We start from the raw sequence: 21,664 nt of genomic DNA on the forward strand, positions 1-21,664 counted from the left end.
CCCGCAAACCAAAGTAACCAACCAATCACTTTGCCGTCCATACCTGTTCGCCCGCATCCTAAATCTCCTATTGCTCATGATGCTTAACAGTCTGCCCATATTTACCGGAAATCAGAAGAGGCAGCCAATCCGCACGAGTTAGCTCACACGCTCAATTGAGGAGCACCATCCAGCCTCGAACCGCAAAAAAACAGCCGCCCCCATCAGGAAGCAGCCGGTCTGTCATACCCTAAACTATTCAACACATGAATTAAGCTTCCAGACTGCCGGCGGGCAGCAGGTCGGAGCAGACGCGCTCCAGGTAAGGCTTGGCACCGAGGAAATCCCGGAATGCGGTGTATTCACGCCATTTGGCAGCCTGGTCGCCGCTCTCGCTGCGGACGGCGCGGATCAGGATGTTCTTCGGGGTATGCTCCATGTCGATGAATTCCAGCAGTTGGCTGCGGTAGCCCATCAGGTCCAGCAGCTTCGCCCGGATAGCATCGGTGGCGAGCGCCGAGAACCGCTCCTTCAGAATACCGTGTGACAACAGCGGATTCAGCACCTCGCTCTCTACCTGTGCGAACAGCTCATGCTGGCAGCAGGGTACCGAGAGGATCACCGATGCGCCCCAGCGCACCGCCTTCTCCAGTGCAGCATCGGTGGCGGTATCACAAGCATGCAGCGTGACCACCATGTCCACTTGATCCAGCTCATTATAGTCCGCGATATCGCCCACCAGGAACTTCAGCCGGTCATAGCCCAGCTTGGCAGCCAGCGCATCGCAGTGTGCAATGACATCCGCCTTAAGATCAAGGCCGACAATATTCAGCTCCCGCTGCTCGCGGACGGCGAGATAGTGATACAGCGCAAAGGTCAAATAAGACTTGCCGCAGCCAAAATCCACAATCGTCAGCGGGCGGCCTGCCGGCAGATCACCCAGCACATCCTGAACCATCTCCAGGAACCGGTTGATCTGGCGGAACTTATCATATTTTTTGGCCAGTACCTTGCCTTCGCTGTTCATAATGCCAAGCTCGACCAGGAACGGCACCGGCTCCCCCTCCTCCAGCACATACTGCTTCCGGCGGTTGTGGGCCAGATCTGGCGCTTCCTGCTTGCTGGCTGATTTGGTCAGAATAGATACCTTATATTTCTTGCTGATCAGCACCTGGTAGTCGGCACCGGCAGTACAGAGCAGACCTTGGCGGAAGGTATCCCTCAGCAAGGAGAGCATCTCTTCAGCGGCATCCTCTGCCGGAATGTTACGATGTATGGCCTTAGGGCCGATATAATAGGCAAACTGATAATGCAGCTTTCCTTTTAGCTCCACAGGCTTGACCTGCACTTTATTGTAGGGGGCATCGCCCTTGCTGCGCAATTGGCTTAGTGTAGCCGTAATCAGAGTACGGCCGGTCATCACTTGCTCGATCAATTCCTTCAAAGCTTCCAAATGGGTACATCTCACTTTCGGGTTTATAAAATAGAGCACGTAGTCTCCTGAATATCGTTACATTATAGCATTAACCGTCAGCTTGCTCCATTCTTCCCTACCCTGCTGCACTTCCTCTAACGGAAGACTGCCCTGAGCTAACTGCTCCGGACTTAAAAGCAGCAGCCGTCCATACAGCTCCCTGCCTTCCTCCGCTACATTCTCCCCCTGCTCCCAGAGCCTGTAGAGACTGTTCTCCGCCTTGGCGTAATGTCCCAGAGATTCGTGGTAAGTCATTAGGAGGCGTTCGGTCTTGGCGGGCAGGCGGTACGGCTCCACCTCCTCCAGCAGCTCATTGATCTCTTCCGTCATGTTCAGCAGCTCACGGTCCGCACCATGAAGACTGGCATATATGAATAAATGCAGGGAACGCATCTCCCTGAACAGGGCTGCATCCCGGTCTCCTTTGGCCGTGTAAATCCCGCCTTCCTCCTTCAGCAGCCGGGCTACCCCTTGCAGCTTGTCGGCCTCAAGCACGCCCCCAAGACGAAACATATCGATAATATCCTCTACGGACAACGAATTGAGCAGACGCGAATTCAGACGAAAATGCCGCATCAGCAGCTCATCCACTTCCCACAGGGCCTCCGTTGTTTTTTTATCCTGCTTCAACGTCATTACCTTGGCGACCATAGCTGTCATATCCTCGATCATGCGTACAATATAATCTCTCCGGAACATACTTAGCTCCTTTCGTTACGCAGCTGCTTCCCCTCTGTATCCTCTGCTTGTTGTTGGACTCATCTTAAACCATTCGTCCCTCCGGCGCCACTCTGCGGAGTTAAGTCTTGACCACACTATAATGATGAACTATAATCCAGCTAATCGATCTGTATTACAGATCGAACTATTTTACAGATTGAAACTTGGATACAGACTGTATACATGTTAATACGGACCTTACATAGGAGGCTTATTGATGACCAAGCCAATCGGCAAAATGCAAGACTCCATCACAGCAGCCGTTTCAGGTCAACCGGATCTGCAGACAAGCAACCAGCTTTTGAACGTTACGCCGGAACAGGATAAACTGCTGGAGAGCGCCTTACGGATTAAGATTATGCACACGCTGTCGGCAGAGCCGCTTACATCCAAGCAGGTTGCGGAGAAGCTGAATAAGACTCCGGGTAATATTCACTACCATATCGTCAAGCTCTATGAGGGCGGTCTGCTGGAGCTTGTCCGCACAGAAGCCGCAGGAGGAATCATTCAGAAATTCTACCGTTCCAAAGGTACGATGTTCCACCCGGAGGCGCTTCGCAGCCTTCACTTCCGCAAAGAAGACCAGACCCGGCATTTCACTACCAGACTCACTCTCTCTCCTCAGGAGCTTGCGGAATTCCACCAGGAGCTGCTGCAGCTGATTACCGCCTGGGAGTCCAAGGTAACGGAAGGTGAGGAATACGGTGTGGAAGTGATGATAGGCCGGCTGCAGTCTGCCGATGCTGCTTCGCAGCCGGAAGAGGAGGCACAGCAATAGATGAGCACCATTGGCCCTTCCGGACAACGGAAGCATCATCTGCTTGAGGGCTTCGCCGCCCCTTTCCGGCAATCCCGCGCCTTTCCTTACCTGTGGCTGGGACATTTAGTTTCTTTTTTGGGTAGCTCGGTAACAATGGTTATCCTGCCTGTCCTGGTCTATTCCCTGACCGGCTCCACCACCATTATGGGGATGGTCATGGCCGCCTACATGCTGCCTAATGTAATCATGCTGCCGGTCTCCGGACATATTGTCGACCGCTACGACCGTGTACGGATTATGATGCTGGCCGATATTGCCCGGTTCATCGTTATGATTACGACGGCTGCGCTGTCCTTGACCGGAGTGCTGAGCATTCCGTTTCTCTATGGACTTGTTGCCTGCTACGGCCTGCTGGATGGCTTATTCCAGCCCGCTTACGCTGCCGTCCGCGCTACCGTATTCACTCCGGATATCCGCGTAGCAGCGAATTCTTTAACTCAGATCACAACCCAGTCCGTGCGGCTGATCGGTCCCGCATTAGGGGGACTGCTGATTACCCACCTGTCCGCGGGCTTCGGCTTCGGAATTGATGCCTTCACCTATCTTATCTCCCTCATCTGCCTGGTCTATCTGCGCAGAGTGATGATGACCCGGCTGCAGTCTGCTGCCGCTGAGACTGAACTCCCGGCTAAGCCTGCCGCCAGAACCTCTCCCGCTCCGCACTGGAGGGAGGATTTCGCCGAAGGAATACATGTTCTGCGCAGCCAGCCCTGGCTCTGGATTACAATTCTCGCCTTCTGCTTCGTCAATATATGTTATACGGGCGTAATCAGCGTCCTTCTTCCTTGGCTGTTCAAGGTCCATCACGGCTGGCCTCCTTATCTCTATGGCCTGGCCGTTACGTTCTCCGGTGTCGGGGCCATAGCAGCCGGCCTGTTGTACGGCCTACGTCCGATATGGAATCACCGCGGTATCCTGGCTTACGGCGGCGCCATGATCAGCGGGACTGCTCTGCTGCTGCTCCCGTTCGCAGGCACTCCGGCAGCAGCCGTCACTTTATTTGCCGTGGAAGGCTTCGGATTAATGATCTTCGGGCTGATCTGGGAGATCAGCCTGCAGGAGCTTGTTCCGAAGGAAGCCTTCGGACGGGTAGCCAGTCTGGATATGTTCGGGTCCTTCGCCCTGCTGCCGGTCGGATATATCTTAGTCGGCTGGCTGGCCGACCGGATCGGAGGAGTACCGACCATTATTATTTTTTCCGGCCTGGGCCTCTCCTGTGTTGCCCTGGTGCTGTGCGTTCCGGCGATCCGTAAGTTTCAATAGAATCCAGCCAAGTAGAAACGGCTTTGCCGTCCCTTTAAAGGACGGTACCGTTTCAGCGAGAAATAGAAGGATAATTTATCATGTGAAACATATAAATTCTTATATTTGCACAACAAACAGAAGGCAGCACCCGCGGGAGAGCGGAAGTGCTGCCTTCTGTCACTAATGCCTGATGTAGTTTACTTCTTCACAGGCGTATGCACGAAATCCTTAATAATCTTCGCCAGCTGCTCCGGTGCTTCAAACATGCCCATATGGCCGACACCCGGGAGCGTCACCTTGGTGATGTTCCGGTTGTCTGAAGTGAACGTACGCTCCGGTGTCACCTTCGAATCCTCTGCTCCGGCAACCAGCAGCACTGGAAGCGCCGTTGCCGAGATTACATCGCGACGGTCCGGGCGCTCACGCATCGCCAAGGACGCGCCAACCGCGCCTTGCGGCGGAGTCTTGTAGCCAATCTCCTTGGCACGTTCCAGCAGCTTGGGTTCCACTCCAGGGGCAAAGAGTCCAGGCACCAGCTGATCCACAAAAGCAAAGATGCCTTCGCTCTGGATCATGGTGACGCTCTTCAACCGGTTCTCCTTGGCCTCTTCACTGTCCGGATAACCGGAGGAATGAATCAGCCCGAAGCCCTTCAACCGGGAGGCATGGCGCTGGGCAAACGAAAGGGTAATATAGCCTCCGAGCGAATGTCCCAGCAGATAACATTCTTGAATCTCCAAGGCATTCAGCAGCGACAGCACATCATCAGCCATCTGCTCGATGGTATAGGCTCCAAGCGGAGCATCCGAAGCCCCGTGCCCGCGCAAATCCGGGGCAATGACACGGTAATGGGCAGTCAGGCTTGGAATCACCTTTTCCCAGTACTCGGCACTCCCGCAGAATCCATGCAGCAGTACGATTACATCCCCTTTGCCTTGATCACTGTAGCAGATGTTGCTTCCCTCGCATCGAACATTTTCCATGGCTGCTTACCCTCTTTCTATGTAGTGGTCTATATTAATAAGCTAGAACAAGCTGATTTGAAACGCTCTCAATCCATAAGTCCAAATCCCTGGGCGGCTGCCTTGGCAATCTGATCTGCCATAACCATTACCCGGTAGAGCGGGGTAGTCTGTATCGTACGGTAAGGGCGCGGGCTGTTCACATCAACGATTGCTGCCAGACTGTAATTTCCTACAGCAGGCAGGAGTCCTCCTACCGATTCTGCCGGACGCAGCGGCTGCGCTGCCGCAAAATAGCAGCCCAGTGCGGCCGGCGGTCCCAGACAGGCATCGACAGCGATAATAATCTGCCCTTCCGGAATCTCTGTTATCCGCTGAATCAGATTATCCGCATCACAGGGCGCCGGAAGCGTACCCGTTACATTCGGAAATCCGTACTCCAGCAGGCGGCTTCCCGTGAGCGGCCCCAGCGCATCTCCGGTGGAGCGGTCTGTTCCGATACAGAGGAAGGTCAGCTGCTCAGCAGAATACACGTCTGCGATCCCGCGGAAGAAAGCCGCCAGCTCCCCGGCATCCATTTTACGCCGTTTCCTGCTCTCTTCTTCTCTGATGGCCAAAGACTCTCTCCCCCTTACTCAGCAGCCTGTTATATTTACCTTTAATTTAACATGTTTGCGTGATCTGGACAAAAAAAATGGTCATCCCCTGCCCAAACATGTTAAGATATTTGAACTATACCAGTTAAAATTCTATATTACTCAGGAAGGACGGTTAGACTCAATGGATTTGTCGAACCCAAGCCAGGAGAACGTTGAATATATGATTGAGGGAATCAAAAACAAGCTGAAAATGGCCAGTGCTGCTGCAATGCAGGCGTCAGCCTTTTCGGTGGAGCAGTATGAGGATATTCAGGATATTTACGAGGTGGCCATGGGCAGTGACCGGCTCAGTATCTCCCAGGTGGAGGCACTGGTCTCAGAGCTTGGCCGCCTGCGCAAGAAGTAGTACCTGCTCAGAAAGCCCTTCAGCTTCATTGTCCGTAAGACGGGACGTTGATGCTGAAGGGCTTTTATGTGCTGCAATAATAATCTTACTGTCACGCTCCGGCTGCTACGGGAGATCAATCAGAATAAATTCTGCATCCCCTGAACTGCTTATGCCTTTGAGCGTAAGCTCGCAGCTCTTACGGATACGCGCCGCATCCCCCTGCTGGAGCTGGAATGTACCATCCGCGCATGAGATCTCCAGATTCCCGGAAATAACATACAAATGGGTGCGCCGCTCTTCCTGCTGGGGATAACTCACCTCCCGGTTCGTCTGCAGAATGGACAGGTAGATGTTAACATCATTGTCCAGTTGAAGCGAGCCCTGAGTCCCTTCGCCTGAAGCCACAGGCAGCAGATGGTTGAGCTTAAGCTCTGCCGGGAAGAACCGGGCATCCCATTTCGGGGTCTTTCCAGGCCGGTCAGGCAAAAGCCAGATCTGCAGGAACCGGACATCCGCATGGCCTGACGGATTCGTCTCCGAATGGTTAATGCCTGTTCCTGCGCTCATCAGCTGTACACTTCCTGCCTGCAGATCTGCATGATTCCCCAGATCATCCTGATGCTTCAGCACACCGGATACCACATATGTGATAATCTCCAGATCATGATGCGGGTGCTCATGCATGCCTTGCTCCGGCTTCAACTCATTGTCGTTATGCGCCAGCAGGGCACCGAAGTGGGCGTTGCTGGGATCATCATAATCGGCAAAGGAGAAGCTGAATTCACTGTGTATCCATTCTCTATTCGAAGTATGACGCTCGGCTGCTGTGACTACTTTAATCATAATGCTGCACCTCCATAGATGTTGTTATTTTATCAATATCCTAAGCAGGGGAATGAATGCTCCTCAATATGAGATGTATATAGGCGCTATAATTTACTATTTCTTACCCCCTTCCCTTCGTGATCAATCAAACTTGTAAAGCCGCAAATTCTTCGGAATTGGGTTAGAAAAGCACGATTTTGACAGCGATGCTTCTTTATCCTCCGGCAATCTTTGCCAAGCTATTCCGCTGTTTCAGCCGATAGCCCAAAGTTTATATACGAAGTAAGAACATTCAGGCTAACCTGAATTGGAATGACAATTCTGATAAGGAGTGATTGATAATGAATAAAGCAGAGAAGGAATTTCCGGTAGAAAGCGGCAGCACGTTCTTTAAAGGGATCTTCATCGGCGGTCTGCTCGGAGCAGCAGCGGCCCTGTTATTCGCACCGAAGCCAGGGCGTGAGATGCGCAGTGACCTGTCCGACAAGCTGACTGTAGCTACGGACAAGACTAAAGAGGTCGCAGGAACGGTAACGGATAAAACTAAATCCTTGGCCACAACAGTTAGCGAAAAGGCTACCGATCTGGCCGGCACAGTATCCGCCAAGGCCTCTGATATCTTCACAACAGTTAGTGACAGCAAGCAGCAGATTGCAGCCACTCTGGCCGAAACAGGTAAAAAGATTGGCGAAACAGTTACGGATGCTTCCAAGGATATTTCGGAGAACGTGAAGGATGCCTCCGGCGAGGTAGCCGACAAGGCAAAGGATGCTTCCAAAGAAGTCGCAGACGAAGCGAAGGATGCTAAAGAGGAAGTTAAGAATACTTACAAATCTTCTTATTAAGGCCGGGTCTCTGGCTGAACAGACATTCAAGAGAGCGGCCAGATCGTCTATAGCTGGCTGCTCTCTATTTATGCATGCCTTATATTCCAATAAAGCCTGGTTCAGGCTACAGAAAGCAGGTACGCCTTATGGGAGAAGCGGACAACAGAACCAAAGCTTATGACGTAGATGAGCATCCCTTCGAGCTGCGGCATGAGGTCAAACGCTTGAATGCGAGGCTCGACAAGATCGCCGACTCACTGGAGAAATCCGAGTTCAAGGATATCCTGGAGAACTATACAGACCCCAAGAAGCGGATCATCACCAATCTGATGGCCGGGATCTCCAGAGGCCTGGGCCTCTCACTCGGTACCTTTGTCATTCTCGGTATTCTTGGCTATATCCTCAGTTTGTTTCTCAACGTACCGGTTATCGGGGAATATCTTGGAGAAATCAAAAAGTATATCGATGCGAACTAAACACATTTCCCGCGCATCCCTCCTGCAGCCTACTCTACCGTGAATAGACTGCAGGATGGATGTTGCTCATGATCGCAGATTAAATAATATATTTATTTCCTTACCTCTGCTTGAACAGCACTCAATCCTTCGTTAAAGGATTCCGCTTGAATCAGCGAATACTTCGTATCAATAAACTCCCCACTAGTTTTTATTACTACCTGATATTCATTTTCAATAACAAAGGCTCTATCTTCGGTAAAATGCGAAACATTTTTAAATTTAGGTTCAATTATGAACTCTCCACTTCGATTAATATATCCCCATTTTTTACTCAGTTTCGCAGCAGATAGATCCCCTGAAATAAACTTGCCTACATCATCAAAAACAGGATCTATTACAATACTCCCCGTTTTATTGATAAAACCATATTTACTACCAACCAATACTGGAGCTAACCCGCCATTAAATCCATTTGTGTATTTATATTGAAGTGGAATTTTCAAATTTCCTTGCATATCAATATATCCATGCTTACTTCTTACATTTACTGCTGCTAGGCCCTCTGAAAAAAAAATATGAGAATCATATATCGGCTCGATTACAAAATCTCCATCGATGTTAATACACCCATATTTCCCTTCTTCATTACTGACTGTTGCAATTCCATTTTCAAAATGCATCGCTGTATCATAAATGGGATCAATGATCAAATTTCCTTCAATATCAATAATGCCTATTTTCCCGTTTGGTGCTGTTATACTAGCATATCCTTCCGAAAAATTGTAAGCGTGATCATATATTGTCGGTATAACTACGTTCCCTTCTAAGTCCATGTATCCGAATTTACTTCCATTCGTAAATAAAGCTCTACCACAATAAAAATCACCTACAAAAGAGTAATTTGTTTGTAATACGGTATCTCCCTTTACGGTAATAAATCTTGATTTTCCCTCAAAATCACATGAAGCAATGCCATTTCGGAACGAATTAGTAAAATCAAAAATAGGCTCCATGGCAAAGTTGCCGTCTCGATCAATATAACCGTATTTGTGCACCATTATTTATCCTCTCATCAAAAAATAAAACAATCCCGATACATTCAATCATCGGAATTGTTTAATGAAGTAATTTTATGCTCTATAGATAATCGGAACACTGCCCTGATAATTATAATGGCATTGATATTCAATAGGATGAATTAGCCATGATCTGCTTCAGCTTCTCGGTGGCCCGCTTTTGGATACGGGAGACACTCATCTGCGAGACACCCAGCTTTTGGGCGATAGCCCGCTGGGATTGACCATCCTGGAAGGCCAACAGCAGCACCTGCTGCTCTTGCTCCTTCAGTTGTCCGAGCGCCTGCTGGAGATCCATACGCTTCTCCACGGTCTCGTAGTCATTCGCCTCCGAGCTGATCAATTCACCGAGTGTAGCTCCACTCTCTTCCTGGGAGAGCGGTGAATCCAGAGAGACATAATGATAACATTCTCTGCCGGCAAGCACTTCCACAGTTTCCTCAACAGTAAGATCCAGGTAATGGGCAATCTCTTCAACCGCCGGAGAACGTTCGAGCCGCACGGTCAGTTCATCAATAGCCTGCTGCACAAGCGCGCCTTTTTCCTTAATCCGCCGTGGAACCTGTATATACCAGGATTTATCACGCAGGAAGTTTTTCATATGTCCAATCATACTCTTCATCGCATATGGCTCAAAGGGAATCCCCAAGCTGATGTCGTATTGCGCCAGCAGCCGGATTAACGCCATTTGCCCCACCTGATACAGATCCTCGTAGAGATCCGGACGGTTACGGGCGATTTTGCCAGCGGCCATCTTCACCATGGGTTCATATTTGCGGATGAGCACTGTTGCAATTTCATTGTCTTTCGTCTGCTGGTATTCCCAGATCAGGCTTACTGCTTCATTCATGGACTCTGGGGGAGTCACTTTGTCATTCATACTTTCTCCTCGCTGAAATTGAGCCGTTTAGTCAGGGTAACGACTGTCCCTTTCCCTGCTTCGCTAACGACGCTAACGTCATCCATTAGCGCCTGCATTAGATAGAATCCCAGCCCGCCTACCTGAACATCATTCAGCTCCTTGTCATGAAGCGTCAGACGTTCCCCGGACGCATCCAAACTATCAAAGCTCTCCCCCTCATCTTTGACAGTAATCGATAAGACACTTGATCCTACCTCAAAGATTACATCAACCATACCGTCCGCCTGCCCATAGGCATAAAGCACGGAGTTATTGCATGCTTCCGAGACGGCAACCTTCATATCTTCAATGTCTTCATAAGTGAAACCCATCTTAGAGGCAATGCCGTATAGATTAAGTCTGACAATATCGACATATTCTGCACTGGCGGGTAACTGAAGAAGTACTCTTTGTATGTCATCACTCATTCTTAGTTCGATCCTTTCCTAGTGGGAATTCTCTTGGGAGGCAAAAAATTTGGAAATGCCGGTCATGTCAAACAGCTTCTGTATTTGCGGAGGAACCTCAGCAACGGTGAACTTGACGTCCATTCCATGTCTTGCTTTGAGGATGGACAACAGGATTCCGATTCCGGTGCTGTCAATATATTTCAGATCCTTCAGATTAATTACGAGATCAAGCCCCGTGTCTCCCACTAGCGGTTCCATCACCAAACGAAAGTCAGGCGCCACAGACAGATCAAGTTCACCTACAAGATAGACAGTACATACCGAACCAACGGTTTCGGTCTTTGCGTGAAACTTTTCGCTTTTATGTGTATTCATAGACAACTCTCCTGATTAAATGTTTTCTTTACCAATAACCCTAATAGCATAGGGTTGAAACAAAAAAGAGATAATGTTGGCACTGGTAATTCATGGATCATGCGTTAAAAAGTGAGGTGTTCCGCTGGGTTGCAGGGTTATCCCTGCCGGAATATCTGGAGAGCATTTGCTTGATGCTGCTTAGCTTGAGAGGCTTACTGATGTAGCCGTCCATCCCGGCAGCGGTGCAGCGGTCCTGAATTCCCTCCATCACATTCGCAGTCATCGCAATGATCACAGTCTTGTCGGGAGAACCGCTGCTCTCCTCACGAATCAGGGAGGTTGCTTCAAGTCCATCCATCACCGGCATCTGCAGGTCCATGAAGATGAAATCATAAGCAGATTTCCGGGCCAGCTCTACAGCTTGGTTCCCGTCTTCGGCCACATCGGCACGGTACCCAAGCTTATCCAGCATGCTAACCATAAGCCGCTGATTAATCGGATGGTCATCCACGACCAGCACTTTGCTCCGGCTTGCCTCGTCTACCCGGTCTGCTATGCCTTCCTCTTCCCGGCTGCTGCCCTCCAGCTCATGCTCCGGCACGGCCACCTGAATACTGAATACAAAGGTCGCCCCTTTCTCTTCCATCGACTCTACACGGATATCTCCGCCCATCATACTCACCAGGGATTTGCAGATGGCGAGGCCGAGGCCCGTACCTCCGTATTTACGTGTCATGGAGGAATCAAGCTGGGAGAAGGGCTGGAACAGCCGGTCACATTTCTCCGGAGAAATGCCGATGCCTGTATCTTTAACCGTAAATTCAATGACCAGCTTATTATCCGCTGCCGGCAGACTGGAAGCAACTAAATAAACGCCGCCCTGATTGGTAAATTTCACCGCATTGGCTACGAGGTTTATCAGTACCTGGCGTAGCCGTGCCATATCCCCATAGATCAGCCGCGGCAGCTTCTGATCTATGAAATAGGCCAGCTCCAGATTTTTTTTGCCGGCTTCAGCTGAGAACAAGCTAAATACCTCCTGAACGGTGGTATGCAGCTCGAATAATTGCTCTTCCATTTCCATCTTACCCGATTCCATCTTAGTGAAGTCAAGAATATCGTTAATCACCGTAATTAGTGTGTCCGCACTTTTACGGATAATCTCTGTATATTCCTTCTGCTCAGGAGCAAGCTGAGTCTCCATCAAAAGATCAATCATACCCACTACGCCATTCATCGGCGTGCGGATCTCATGACTCATCATCGCAAGAAATTCAGTCTTAGCCTTAGCCGCAATCTCCGCTTCTTCCTTGGCTTTGATCAATTCACCGTTCATGCGCTCAAGCTCCAGCGTCTTTTGCTGCAGCTGCATGGCTTGAATCTGCTGCTTCTTGCTGGTCAGATACATATTCACAAAGCCTTCAATCTTAGACTTCAGAATTTGCGGGATAAACGGTTTGACCATATAATCAATAGCGCCGGCAGAATACCCTGCGAACAGATGCTCCGACTCCCTGCTGTTGGCTGAGATGAAGATGATCGGAATATCCTTGGTTTTCTCCCTGGCTTTAATTAATTTGGCGGTTTCGATCCCGTCCATACCTGGCATCTGAACGTCCAGAACAATCACGGCGAATTCATATTTCAATAAGCACCGCAGTGCTTCTTCTCCAGAATTGGCTTTGACAAGCTTGTAATGCTGACTCTCAAGGACGGCTTCGAGTGCCAGCAAATTCTCGGGACGGTCGTCAACCAGCAGTATATGAATCGGTTCCTGAACCCCCATAGGTCCCTCCTTACCCGCTATTTATTTTTGCGGTATATTTTTTCTACCCGGTCCAAGGGCTCATAGCTGTCACTGTATCGTGTGAAATGAATGGACTCCTTGGAACCGAGGACCAGCACTCCGAACCGGCTGAGGCTCTCATGGAACAAGCCATGGACATGATCGCGAAGCTCGTCGTTGAAGTAGATCATTACGTTACGGCACAGGATCACATTGAATTCGTTGAAGGAAGTGTCTGTCGCCAGATTATGCTCTGCAAAAATAATGTTCTTGCGTAAATACGGCTGCAGAATCACTGAGTTATATTTCGCTGTATAGTATTCCGAGAAGACGCCCGTACCACCAGCCTCAAGGTAGTTCTTGGTGTATTGCTGCATCTTGCCAATCTCGTACACGCCTTCTTTAGCCTGCTGCAAGGAACGGGCGTTCATGTCCGTGGCATAAATTCTTGCCTTGTCATATAGTCCTTCCTCATGAAGCATAATGGCCATCGAGTAGACCTCTTCGCCTGTCGAGCAGCCGGCATGCCAGATCCGGATATAAGGATAGGTCCGCAGTAAGGGAATGACCTTCTGACGGAAAGTCAGGAAGAGACCCGGATCACGGAACATCTCTGTCACAGGGATCGAGAGACTGTACACGAACCGTTCGAAGCATGCACGGTCATGCAGGACCTTTTCCTGCAGGGCAGAAATGGTAGGTAAGCTCTCTGCATGGACATGATGCCAGATGCGCCGCTTCAAGGAAGGCAGGGCATAATTCCTGAAATCATATCCATACAAACGGTGTACTCCGTTCAGAAGCAGTTCAATCTCAATCTGTTCAAGCTCCTGCTTGCTCTCCGGCGGATTACCCTGCCCCTCATATCCGTGCTCCATCGCTGCCATTGTCATCAATACTCCCTTGCCTGAGCCTTATTTCCGTACGCGGTTTGAACCTGCTGTATAGCTATTACCCTGAAATCGCCCTTACGAATACAACCAGACACGCATTAACGAAAGAAGCTGATCTGTGCTGATCGGTTTCTTCATATAATCAGAGGCTCCGGCTTCAATACACTTGGCCCGGTCCTCCTTCATGGCCTTGGCTGTGAGGGCGATAATCGGCAATTTCTGGTACTGCGGCATCTGCCGGATGCGGCGCATAGCTTCATATCCGTCCATCTCCGGCATCATCATGTCCATCAGCACGAGGTCATAATCACTCTGTTCGACAAGCATGTCGATGGCCTCGCGGCCGTTCTCGGCAAATTTCACTTCCATGTGATAGCCTTCGAGCACACTGGAGAGGGCAAAGACGTTGCGGATATCATCATCGACAAGCAGAATTTTTTTGCCGTCAAACAGCTCCTCTTTATTGTGCAGCTTTTGCAGGATTTTACGCTTATCCTCCGGCAGATTTGCTTCTACCCTGTGCATGAACAGCGTGGTCTCATCCAAAAGCCGTTCCGGCGAGCGGACATCCTTGATAATGATGGATTCCGCATATTTGCGCAGCTTGGTCTCTTCCTTGCTGTCCAGATCCTTGCCGGTATAAATAATAATCGGCAGATCGTTCAGCTCCTCATCGTCGCGGATCTGATCCAGCAGCTCGAAGCCGGTCATATCATCCAGCATCAGATCAAGCACCATACAGTCATATCTCTGCTTGTGCAGTTCATTCAGAGCCTCTTGGCCTGAAGACACCGCCGTAATCACTACATCGTCATGACCGATAAGCTCCTCGATGGAGCGTCGCTGAATATCGTCGTCCTCGACAATCAAGAGATGCTTCATCGTGCTGGCGGTGTAGTTCTCAATCTGCGAGAAGGCCCGGTCCAGCGCTTCACGCGAGGACGGCTTTCTGAGATAGGCCATCGCTCCCATCATGAGCCCCTGCTTCATCTCATCATTCACAGAGATCACATGCACCGGAATATGGCGTGTCTGGGAGTCGCTCTTCAGCTCCCTCAGAATCGACCAGCCGTCCAGGACAGGCAACTGGATGTCGAGAATGATTGCATCCGGCAGCAGGGTCTTGGCCATCTGCAGGCCGATATCGCCCTGCAGGGCTACCAGTCCCTTGAAACCGCGCCCGCGGGCCATGCTCAGCAGGATCTTGGCAAAGCTCTCGTCATCCTCAACTATCAGCAGCACCTTGTCGCCGCTGGCCAGAGAATCACGGTCATCTTCAACAACTACAGGCGTAGCAGGTGTAGGCGCGATATCCCCTGCCACATTCCATGGCAGTTCCTCACGGTATTCCTCAAGCTGCGCAGGCTCGCCGGCAGGTGCGGCTTCGATTGCTCCCGGCAGCAGGCTGAAGTTCCCCTGGACCGGCAGATACAGTGTAAATATACTTCCTTGCCCTTCACGGGACTCCAGTCCGATCGCTCCGCCCATCAGGCGGGCTAATTCGCGGCTGATCGAGAGGCCAAGCCCCGTGCCGCCATATTTGCGGCTCGTCGTTCCGTCAACCTGCTGGAACGCCTCGAAGACGATATCCATTTTATCTGACGGGATACCGATTCCGCTATCCTTGACGGATATCGCAATATAATCATAATCATGCGGCAGATAGGCAGGCAGTCGCTTGACGTCCGCACGGCTGACAGAGAACTCCACATAGCCTTCGCTGGTGAATTTGAAGGCATTGGACAACAGGTTGCGCAGAACCTGCTTCAGTCTGTGACTGTCGCTATATACACTGTCCGGCAGCGGCTCGTCAAAGGACAGGCGCAGCGACAGCCCCTTCTTCGCGGCCAGCGGAGCAAAGTTCTGCTTCACGAAGGTCTTTAGCTCAATCAGCGGAATCTCTTCATGATTCAGCTCCATTTTGCCGGCATCAACCTTGGACAGATCGAGAATCTCATCAATCATCTTAAGCAGATCTGCACCTGACATATAGATAGTATGGGCGAATTCTACCTGCTTCTCACTCAGATTGCCCTCCTTATTCTCCGTAAGGAGCTGGGAGAGAATGAGCAGGCTGTTCAGCGGGGTGCGCAGCTCATGGGACATATTGGCCAGAAACTCGGATTTGTATTTGCTGGTTACCGCAAGCTGCTTAGCCTGCTTCTCCAGCTGCATACGGGCATGCTCAATTTCATCCTTCTTCTCTTCAACCTCCTGCACCTGATCCTGCAGCGCACGGGTCTTGGAGACCAGCTCTGTATTATAATGCTCCAGCTCTTCCTGCTGACGCTGGAGCAGCTCCTCCGAGCGCTTCAGAGCATCTGTCTGCTCCTCTAGGTTCTCGTTGGAGCGGCGCAGCTCCTCCTGCTGGGTCTGCAGCTCCTCCGACTGGCATTGCAGCTCTTCGGTCAGCGCCTGCGATTCGCGCAGCAATTCCTCAACCACAAGCCTGCGGCTGATGTTGTTCAGAATAATCCCCAGATTACTGGAGAGCTGATGGAGCAGTTCATTCTGCAGCACCGAGAACGGCGTGAAGGAAGCGAACTCTACAACACCCAGCACCTCATCCTCGAATAATAGCGGGTGAATGGAAATATAACTTGGATGCGCCTCCCCGAATCCCGAAGATACGGAGATATAGTTGTCAGGCGCCTCCGTCAGCTTGATCGGCAGCTTATCCAAGGCGCTCTGCCCGATTAGCCCCTGACCTATCTCGAAGCTCTCCTTGGGCGAAACCCCCTCCTCCCCGGCATAGAAGGCGCTGCTGACCAGCAGATTCGGATTGTCCTGGCTTTTCAGATAGACGGCACCATACTGCGCTCCCAGCACAGGTGAGAACTCACTGATGAAGGTCTGGGATACCTGATCCAGCGAGCTGACACCGCGCAGCAGCTCCGTAATCCGGGCAATATTGGCATTCAGCCAAGCCTGATCACTCTGTGCCTGGGAATAGGATCTCTCCAGCTCCTGCTTCTGCTCAATATCCTCGGCCATCCGCTGGAATACCCGCGCTACATCACCAATCTCATCCTTGGACTTCACCTTGATCCGGCGGATCGCCCGCATTTTTCCATTGCCGAAGCTGGTAATCATCATGGACACGACGCTTAGGCCGCGCGTGATACTCGGTATCACCCACAGAATGACACCCAGCCCAAGCAGTAGCCCCAAGACCATAATCAGGGTGACCATCTGAATCGATCTGTTCGACGCCTCCTGGGCATTGGCAGTCTCCTCAGTCATGCGGAAGGCATTATAATCAGACAACGCATTCAGACTGTTCAGCACCTCGTTCTGAACGTCCTGCCCTTCTGCGTTGCGGTAGGTGTTGGCATTCTGAAAGTATCCGGCGCTCAGCATCTCCAGAGCCTTGTCCTGATATTTCAGATAAGCAGAATAGGAGTTCTCAATCCGGGATAGTATTTGGAGTTCCTCTGCCGTCTTCAGCGAGGCCTTAATGTTCTTAAGATGCTCTGCAGACTTGAGGACCTTGCTGTCAATCTCAGCCTTCTGCGCTTCCAGGGTTACAGTATCGGCATTAAGCATGGAAGTAGTCAATATCCGTGCCATGTCGTTCACTTCCCCGCGAAGTCCCGACGAAGCCCGGCCCTTGCTGTATCTCTCCTGGTAGCTGTCCAGCTGACTGCTCATATAATGAAGCCTGTCATAGCCGATCAGGGTCAGTGCAAGCATAATCGCCAGCATAGCACTGAATCCGATCAGCAGTTTAGCCTTTATCTTCATTCCTTATCGGTTCCTTTCTTCAGCGAGATCCAGACTAGGCATTTATCGTCATCCCGGTCCGCGTTAACAGGCTCGCTCAGGAATGCAGCGCGCACCAGGTCTTCCTGCCAGTCATGCGTGGTATTCAAATGTCCGATCATGAATTGCAGCTGCTCCTCCTGACCGCCCTCCACCATCTCCAAGAGGCCGTCCGTGAACAGTACCAGGTGCCCCTCATCCTCATAGCTCAGGCTCTGCTGCTGGATATCGATCCGGTCAAACAGTCCGACAGGGTGGCAGTTGCTCTCAAGCAGTACCGGGGTCTTAGCGTCCCCTTCAAAGAACAGCGCCGGCGGATGCCCGGCATTCACATAATTAATCCGCTTCATGCGGGTATCAATGACAAGATAAATAGCCGTGAAATAATACTGAACCAGCTGCTTCTCAATATAGAGCTGGTTAAACCGTCTGTTCAGCTCCTGAATGACTTTCTCCGGCTCCACATACGTAGTTACGGTATCCTTCAGTACAGAGGCCAGGAACATGCAGAACAGGGAAGACGAGATACCGTGGCCCATCATATCCAGCAGAATGACAGCATAACGCCCGTCTCCCAGCGGATACCACGCATACAGATCTCCGGCCAGCTCGAAGGAAGGCTGATAGATGGCATGCACCTCCAAGGTCTCCTCGGCCAGCGGCAGACTGAGTACCGCATTCTGCACCAGGGCAGCCAGCTTCAGTTCATCCTGTATCCGCTGGTCCCGCTCCTTATGCCAGTCCTTCTCGCGCTTCAGCCGCAGCGCCAAGCGGATACGGGCCATCAGCTCCACCTTGTTGATCGGCTTCGTCACATAATCCACCGCTCCGGCATCCAGCGCCTCGGCGAGCTTCTTAGAGTCACCTACAGCCGTAACCATAATAATAGGAATATCCTTCAGATGCTCGTATTGCTGAACCACACGGCAGGCTTCAATCCCATCCATTTCCGGCATCATCATATCCAGCAGAATCAGGTCCACATCGGATGGACGGGGCTGTGCGTTCTCTTCCCCTGCACCGACGCCGAGCAGCTTCAACATATCTATAGCGGACGAAGCCGTTATGAAATTCCGGTAATCTTCCTTCTTGAGGATCTCACGGATAATAATTACATTGGTAGGATTGTCGTCTACGATTAATATTCTCAAGCTTCTTCACCTCACGCGAATAGTGTTAAGACTATGAACCCGCAACTCTATCGTTCTATCATACGATATTTATACGGCCTGTTACCATCCAGCTAGATATTGGCATAAAACAGGTTCCGGCTTCAACAAAGTAACCTCCAGCTCCACTACATACTAGTGGGACTGGAGGTTACGCTATTGTACTATTGAGGTCAACGAAGCTGACCCGCGATTATTGTGGGTTTCTTTTGGCAATGACCAGAACCTTGCCTGTATCAAGCTCTTTCTCATAAAAGGCCGCCTCCGCTGCGCTGAAGCCCAGTGAAGTAATCTTGAAGCGTAAAGCGTCGCCACGCGAACGGAAGAGGTTGGCAATGGCACCGAACAGCCCTTCTTCGCTCAGCCCCACTTCATTAGAATCTGCGGCGTCTACGATACGTCCTTCGCGGTCTTCATCATGACTGATCACATAAAGATCCTCTCTGGTGTAGCCGCTGCTACGGAGCCGATTCACTTCTTCTATTGCCTGAACGCCGTTCTCCAGCAGCTTGGCATAAGCCTGTGTACCAGTTGAATCCATGAAATCACTCTCCTTCATAATGAATAAGGCCTAGCCACCGGTATAGATGACTGACCCTTCATTAACCAAAATCGCCGAACTTGAATCAGCTTCAGAAGGAATAAGCATCGAACAAATCCAAGCCGTCCCATTCGCCGCTCTCCATATTCCGGTAGATCTTGAGCGCGGCCTCTCCTCTAATATAAACATCCCCATCCTCAGCTTCAAAATCAGGCGTTCCCAGCATATCCTGCACGTTCATAGTCTGCGGATGGAGCACCTGCCCGTTAAGGCTCAGACCGTATTGCCCTGCCTGAGCAGGCGAAGCATGTACATAGAGGACCACACTGCCGCATACTCCCGCCGAGATATCGGCATATTGATATTCAAGGCAGCCCGCCCAAGGATCTTCTGCAATCTGCTGAGGCGTTCCCTTGGCCTGCAGCAGCTCCTTTTCCGTCATATATAAGCTAATACCGGACAAGGAATCGAAGCTGCTTATGTAGGGATCGGCAACTGCGCTATGCTCGTAGGCGAACATTGCCGGCAGCTGTGCGGCAGTACCGGGAGCGGGCGAAACCGTCTCTCCTTGCGGCGGTGCAGATATGAAGGGAGCAAGAAGACTAAGCAAGAGAATAACCATTTTCATAAGGGTTCCCGCCTTTCATGAGCTGGTATTGCCCCGTCCTGTGCACCGCCGTATATCATTCCATCAAGGTATTAGTGGCGGAATTTCTGCCAGATCGCGGCGGCTGCATCCACGCCTTTGAGGGCTGTAGCAACCTTGCCCTTAGATTTGCTTGAACTCACTGCCTCATAGGATTGTACAGTTCTCTCCTCGGCTGGTGTTAACGGGGCTTCTGCGATAGATACGGATTTTGCCTTATCCTTCAGTTCACGTGATTTACGGAATTTCTCGATTACCGTTACCGATACCTGCTTCACGGTCAATGTCAGCTCGTTCATGACATCGCCCAGATTCTTCACGGAATCCACGATCGGGTCAATCTTCTGAATTTTGCCCTGGACATCGGCAGTGATGTCATTGGCATGCCGGACTGTTGTTTTCACTTCATAGGTAAGCTCATCGATAGTCTTCTGAACCTCCTGCAGCGTCTGGCTGACCTTGTCGAGCGAGTCCTTCGCTGATTTCAAGGTTTTGATTAAGAAGAATACGAGTACTGCAAAGGCAATAGCAGCCAGTGCTACGCTAAGTTCAATGATCATAGTGGATAACCCCTTCCAAAGTGTTTAAATTGTCAGTTTACCCTGTGTGATACTGCATAGTTACCCTTACAGAATTCGGCCGAAACAAAGGCCAAGTCCCTGGAATCCTCTTCCTTTCCTCCCTGTTTCAAATGGATAAGCCCCGTTTAAACAATGATTACATCAATGCACAGAAAGGATGACATCTCATGCTAAGATGGTCTATAATTCTGCTGGTAGTGGCCCTGATTGCCGGTATCTTCGGATTCTTCAACATTGTGGCGGCAGCCGTCGGCATCGCCAAAGTATTGTTCTACATCTTCCTGATCCTCTTCGTGGTCTCACTCTTTATGGGACGCAGGGGACGATCAATGTAGGCAAGCATACCATTAACTGCCGGCCAGGCAGTGCTCAAGGCCCGGAGGTCTCCGTCAGGAAACCTCCGGGCTTCTTGCTGCCCTTCAAAAAGTATAGGCCTTTCCGCTCAGATTGTCATCGGTGATTCTGACCGGAATGAAGCGTCACCACCCGTCAAGCTGGACAAGAAGAATAAAATTTCTTGCTTACGCTGGTTCATTCAATGCAAATTATGTTTACATCCATATTAGCACAGCATGAACATAGAAAATCACACCAACATACCTAGGAGGAATCATCGATGAAAAAATTAGCCAGTTTAACAGTAGCAATGGGTCTTATGGCTTCCTTGGCAGCAACAGCTTCTGCGGCTGAGGTAACAACAGGGACAACAGAAACTACCAAAACCACTTCTTCTGATGCAGTAACTACTGTAACCGGAGCGACTTACCTGAATCCGGCAGCTCCGGTCATTACGCCAGCTGACATCAAGCCAGCAACTCCTCAGATCATTCTGACCAAGATCACAGCGTTCCATCTTTCTATGGGAAGCATGGCAACTCCTGCTGGTTGGCTGAGTGCACAGACTGTTGATACTACTGGTGTGATTATGACTGACGCAATGGGCAACGAATGGAGAGAAGTCTACACTTGGCTGGGTAAAGCATGGATCAAGGTTCCTTCCTCCGCATACGTAATCAATCCATAAGCGACTCGACACATAAGAGTCATAGCTGCTCCACTCATATGCTGCAGCTATGACTCAACCGGAGTACCCTGACAAGGCCCGTGGACGCCAATCCAAACGGCCTTTTTTTGTGTCTAATGACAATAAAAAGGGTTATCCCTTCAGTAGAATCTTCTACTGAAGGGATAACCCCGACATACACCCGCTTGTAGTTCACCCGTCACAAACTTGTACTGCCTGTC

The 21,664-nt window shown here is 50.6% G+C and carries 23 protein-coding genes; 7 read left to right on the top strand and 16 right to left on the bottom strand.

Going from position 1 to position 21,664, the window contains the following annotated elements; translation table 11 throughout:
- Positions 1 to 250: 250 nt before the first annotated feature.
- Entirely contained in the window at positions 251 to 1,432 is a 1,182-nt protein-coding gene (locus NYE24_RS15180; protein ID WP_342479015.1) for an SAM-dependent methyltransferase, read from the bottom strand.
- A 57-nt stretch (positions 1,433 to 1,489) separates the two neighbouring features.
- On the bottom strand, positions 1,490 to 2,152 hold the full coding sequence (locus tag NYE24_RS15185; RefSeq protein ID WP_342479016.1) for a DUF6483 family protein: 663 nt from the start codon (positions 2,150 to 2,152) through the stop codon (positions 1,490 to 1,492).
- 238 nt (positions 2,153 to 2,390) lie between these two features.
- Here NYE24_RS15185 and NYE24_RS15190 point away from each other — a divergent pair, with 238 nt between their 5' ends.
- Together NYE24_RS15190 and NYE24_RS15195 are read left to right on the top strand one after the other, a co-directional pair.
- Positions 2,391 to 2,951: a helix-turn-helix domain-containing protein gene (locus NYE24_RS15190; protein ID WP_051493466.1), complete on the top strand. Its 561-nt coding sequence runs from the start codon at positions 2,391 to 2,393 to the stop codon at positions 2,949 to 2,951.
- Positions 2,952 to 4,256 carry an MFS transporter gene (locus NYE24_RS15195; RefSeq protein ID WP_342479017.1) on the top strand — a complete coding sequence of 435 codons (1,305 nt, stop codon included), beginning with the start codon at positions 2,952 to 2,954 and terminating at the stop codon, positions 4,254 to 4,256.
- Positions 4,257 to 4,435: 179 nt separating this feature from the next.
- Here NYE24_RS15195 and NYE24_RS15200 read toward each other — a convergent pair whose 3' ends face one another.
- The gene (locus NYE24_RS15200; protein ID WP_036694982.1) at positions 4,436 to 5,221 is read right to left on the bottom strand and encodes an alpha/beta hydrolase; all 786 of its coding nucleotides are present in this window, start codon (positions 5,219 to 5,221) and stop codon (positions 4,436 to 4,438) included.
- A 68-nt stretch (positions 5,222 to 5,289) separates the two neighbouring features.
- Positions 5,290 to 5,817: a spore protease YyaC gene (yyaC, locus tag NYE24_RS15205; protein ID WP_256707198.1), complete on the bottom strand. Its 528-nt coding sequence runs from the start codon at positions 5,815 to 5,817 to the stop codon at positions 5,290 to 5,292.
- Positions 5,818 to 5,980: 163 nt separating this feature from the next.
- Between yyaC and NYE24_RS15210 the strand changes: the two genes are divergently transcribed.
- Positions 5,981 to 6,205, top strand: coding sequence for a DUF1128 domain-containing protein (locus tag NYE24_RS15210; protein ID WP_340751658.1), 225 nt, complete (start codon positions 5,981 to 5,983; stop codon positions 6,203 to 6,205).
- Between the two features lie 105 nt (positions 6,206 to 6,310).
- Here the strand turns inward: NYE24_RS15210 and NYE24_RS15215 are convergent, their stop codons facing one another.
- The gene (locus NYE24_RS15215) at positions 6,311 to 7,030 is read right to left on the bottom strand and encodes a pirin family protein (protein WP_076159787.1); all 720 of its coding nucleotides are present in this window, start codon (positions 7,028 to 7,030) and stop codon (positions 6,311 to 6,313) included.
- A gap of 323 nt (positions 7,031 to 7,353) precedes the next feature.
- Between NYE24_RS15215 and NYE24_RS15220 the strand changes: the two genes are divergently transcribed.
- Both NYE24_RS15220 and NYE24_RS15225 read left to right on the top strand, forming a co-directional pair.
- Complete coding sequence (locus NYE24_RS15220) at positions 7,354 to 7,857, top strand: YtxH domain-containing protein (protein WP_036694978.1); 504 nt, start codon at positions 7,354 to 7,356, stop codon at positions 7,855 to 7,857.
- Between the two features lie 128 nt (positions 7,858 to 7,985).
- Complete coding sequence (locus tag NYE24_RS15225; RefSeq protein WP_036694977.1) at positions 7,986 to 8,315, top strand: DUF5665 domain-containing protein; 330 nt, start codon at positions 7,986 to 7,988, stop codon at positions 8,313 to 8,315.
- A 92-nt stretch (positions 8,316 to 8,407) separates the two neighbouring features.
- On the opposite strand, the gene NYE24_RS15230 is transcribed toward NYE24_RS15225, so the two are convergent.
- The 11 genes from NYE24_RS15230 to NYE24_RS15280 form a co-directional block, all read right to left on the bottom strand.
- On the bottom strand, positions 8,408 to 9,355 hold the full coding sequence (locus NYE24_RS15230) for a WG repeat-containing protein (RefSeq protein WP_342479018.1): 948 nt from the start codon (positions 9,353 to 9,355) through the stop codon (positions 8,408 to 8,410).
- Between the two features lie 127 nt (positions 9,356 to 9,482).
- A complete protein-coding gene (locus tag NYE24_RS15235; protein WP_036694976.1) occupies positions 9,483 to 10,253 on the bottom strand; it encodes a sigma-70 family RNA polymerase sigma factor in 771 nt (256 codons plus the stop codon).
- Positions 10,250 to 10,702 carry an anti-sigma B factor RsbW gene (rsbW, locus tag NYE24_RS15240; protein ID WP_036694975.1) on the bottom strand — a complete coding sequence of 151 codons (453 nt, stop codon included), beginning with the start codon at positions 10,700 to 10,702 and terminating at the stop codon, positions 10,250 to 10,252. The genes NYE24_RS15235 and rsbW overlap by 4 nt, the downstream gene beginning before the upstream one ends.
- Before the next feature lie 18 nt (positions 10,703 to 10,720).
- Positions 10,721 to 11,059: an STAS domain-containing protein gene (locus tag NYE24_RS15245; RefSeq protein WP_036694974.1), complete on the bottom strand. Its 339-nt coding sequence runs from the start codon at positions 11,057 to 11,059 to the stop codon at positions 10,721 to 10,723.
- A 97-nt stretch (positions 11,060 to 11,156) separates the two neighbouring features.
- Positions 11,157 to 12,827, bottom strand: coding sequence for a response regulator (locus NYE24_RS15250; protein WP_076159781.1), 1,671 nt, complete (start codon positions 12,825 to 12,827; stop codon positions 11,157 to 11,159).
- Between the two features lie 17 nt (positions 12,828 to 12,844).
- Complete coding sequence (locus tag NYE24_RS15255) at positions 12,845 to 13,705, bottom strand: protein-glutamate O-methyltransferase CheR (protein WP_235218427.1); 861 nt, start codon at positions 13,703 to 13,705, stop codon at positions 12,845 to 12,847.
- A 90-nt stretch (positions 13,706 to 13,795) separates the two neighbouring features.
- Positions 13,796 to 17,464, bottom strand: a complete 3,669-nt coding sequence (locus tag NYE24_RS15260; protein ID WP_342479019.1) for a response regulator — start codon at positions 17,462 to 17,464, stop codon at positions 13,796 to 13,798.
- Positions 17,461 to 18,633: a fused response regulator/phosphatase gene (locus tag NYE24_RS15265; protein ID WP_036694970.1), complete on the bottom strand. Its 1,173-nt coding sequence runs from the start codon at positions 18,631 to 18,633 to the stop codon at positions 17,461 to 17,463. Before NYE24_RS15265 ends, NYE24_RS15260 begins: the two co-directional genes overlap by 4 nt.
- Positions 18,634 to 18,844: 211 nt before the next feature.
- The gene (locus tag NYE24_RS15270; protein ID WP_036694969.1) at positions 18,845 to 19,192 is read right to left on the bottom strand and encodes a general stress protein; all 348 of its coding nucleotides are present in this window, start codon (positions 19,190 to 19,192) and stop codon (positions 18,845 to 18,847) included.
- 91 nt (positions 19,193 to 19,283) lie between these two features.
- Positions 19,284 to 19,820, bottom strand: a complete 537-nt coding sequence (locus NYE24_RS15275) for a hypothetical protein (RefSeq protein WP_036694968.1) — start codon at positions 19,818 to 19,820, stop codon at positions 19,284 to 19,286.
- A 71-nt stretch (positions 19,821 to 19,891) separates the two neighbouring features.
- A complete protein-coding gene (locus NYE24_RS15280) occupies positions 19,892 to 20,398 on the bottom strand; it encodes a DUF948 domain-containing protein (RefSeq protein WP_036694967.1) in 507 nt (168 codons plus the stop codon).
- 188 nt (positions 20,399 to 20,586) lie between these two features.
- Here NYE24_RS15280 and NYE24_RS15285 point away from each other — a divergent pair, with 188 nt between their 5' ends.
- The gene (locus tag NYE24_RS15285; protein ID WP_036694965.1) at positions 20,587 to 20,754 is read left to right on the top strand and encodes a DUF1328 domain-containing protein; all 168 of its coding nucleotides are present in this window, start codon (positions 20,587 to 20,589) and stop codon (positions 20,752 to 20,754) included.
- A gap of 281 nt (positions 20,755 to 21,035) precedes the next feature.
- The gene (locus NYE24_RS15290) at positions 21,036 to 21,443 is read left to right on the top strand and encodes a hypothetical protein (RefSeq protein ID WP_342479020.1); all 408 of its coding nucleotides are present in this window, start codon (positions 21,036 to 21,038) and stop codon (positions 21,441 to 21,443) included.
- Positions 21,444 to 21,664: the final 221 nt, after the last annotated feature.

Origin of the sequence: Paenibacillus sp. FSL H7-0350, from assembly GCF_038593195.1 — a bacterium.
Taxonomy (GTDB): domain Bacteria; phylum Bacillota; class Bacilli; order Paenibacillales; family Paenibacillaceae; genus Paenibacillus_AQ.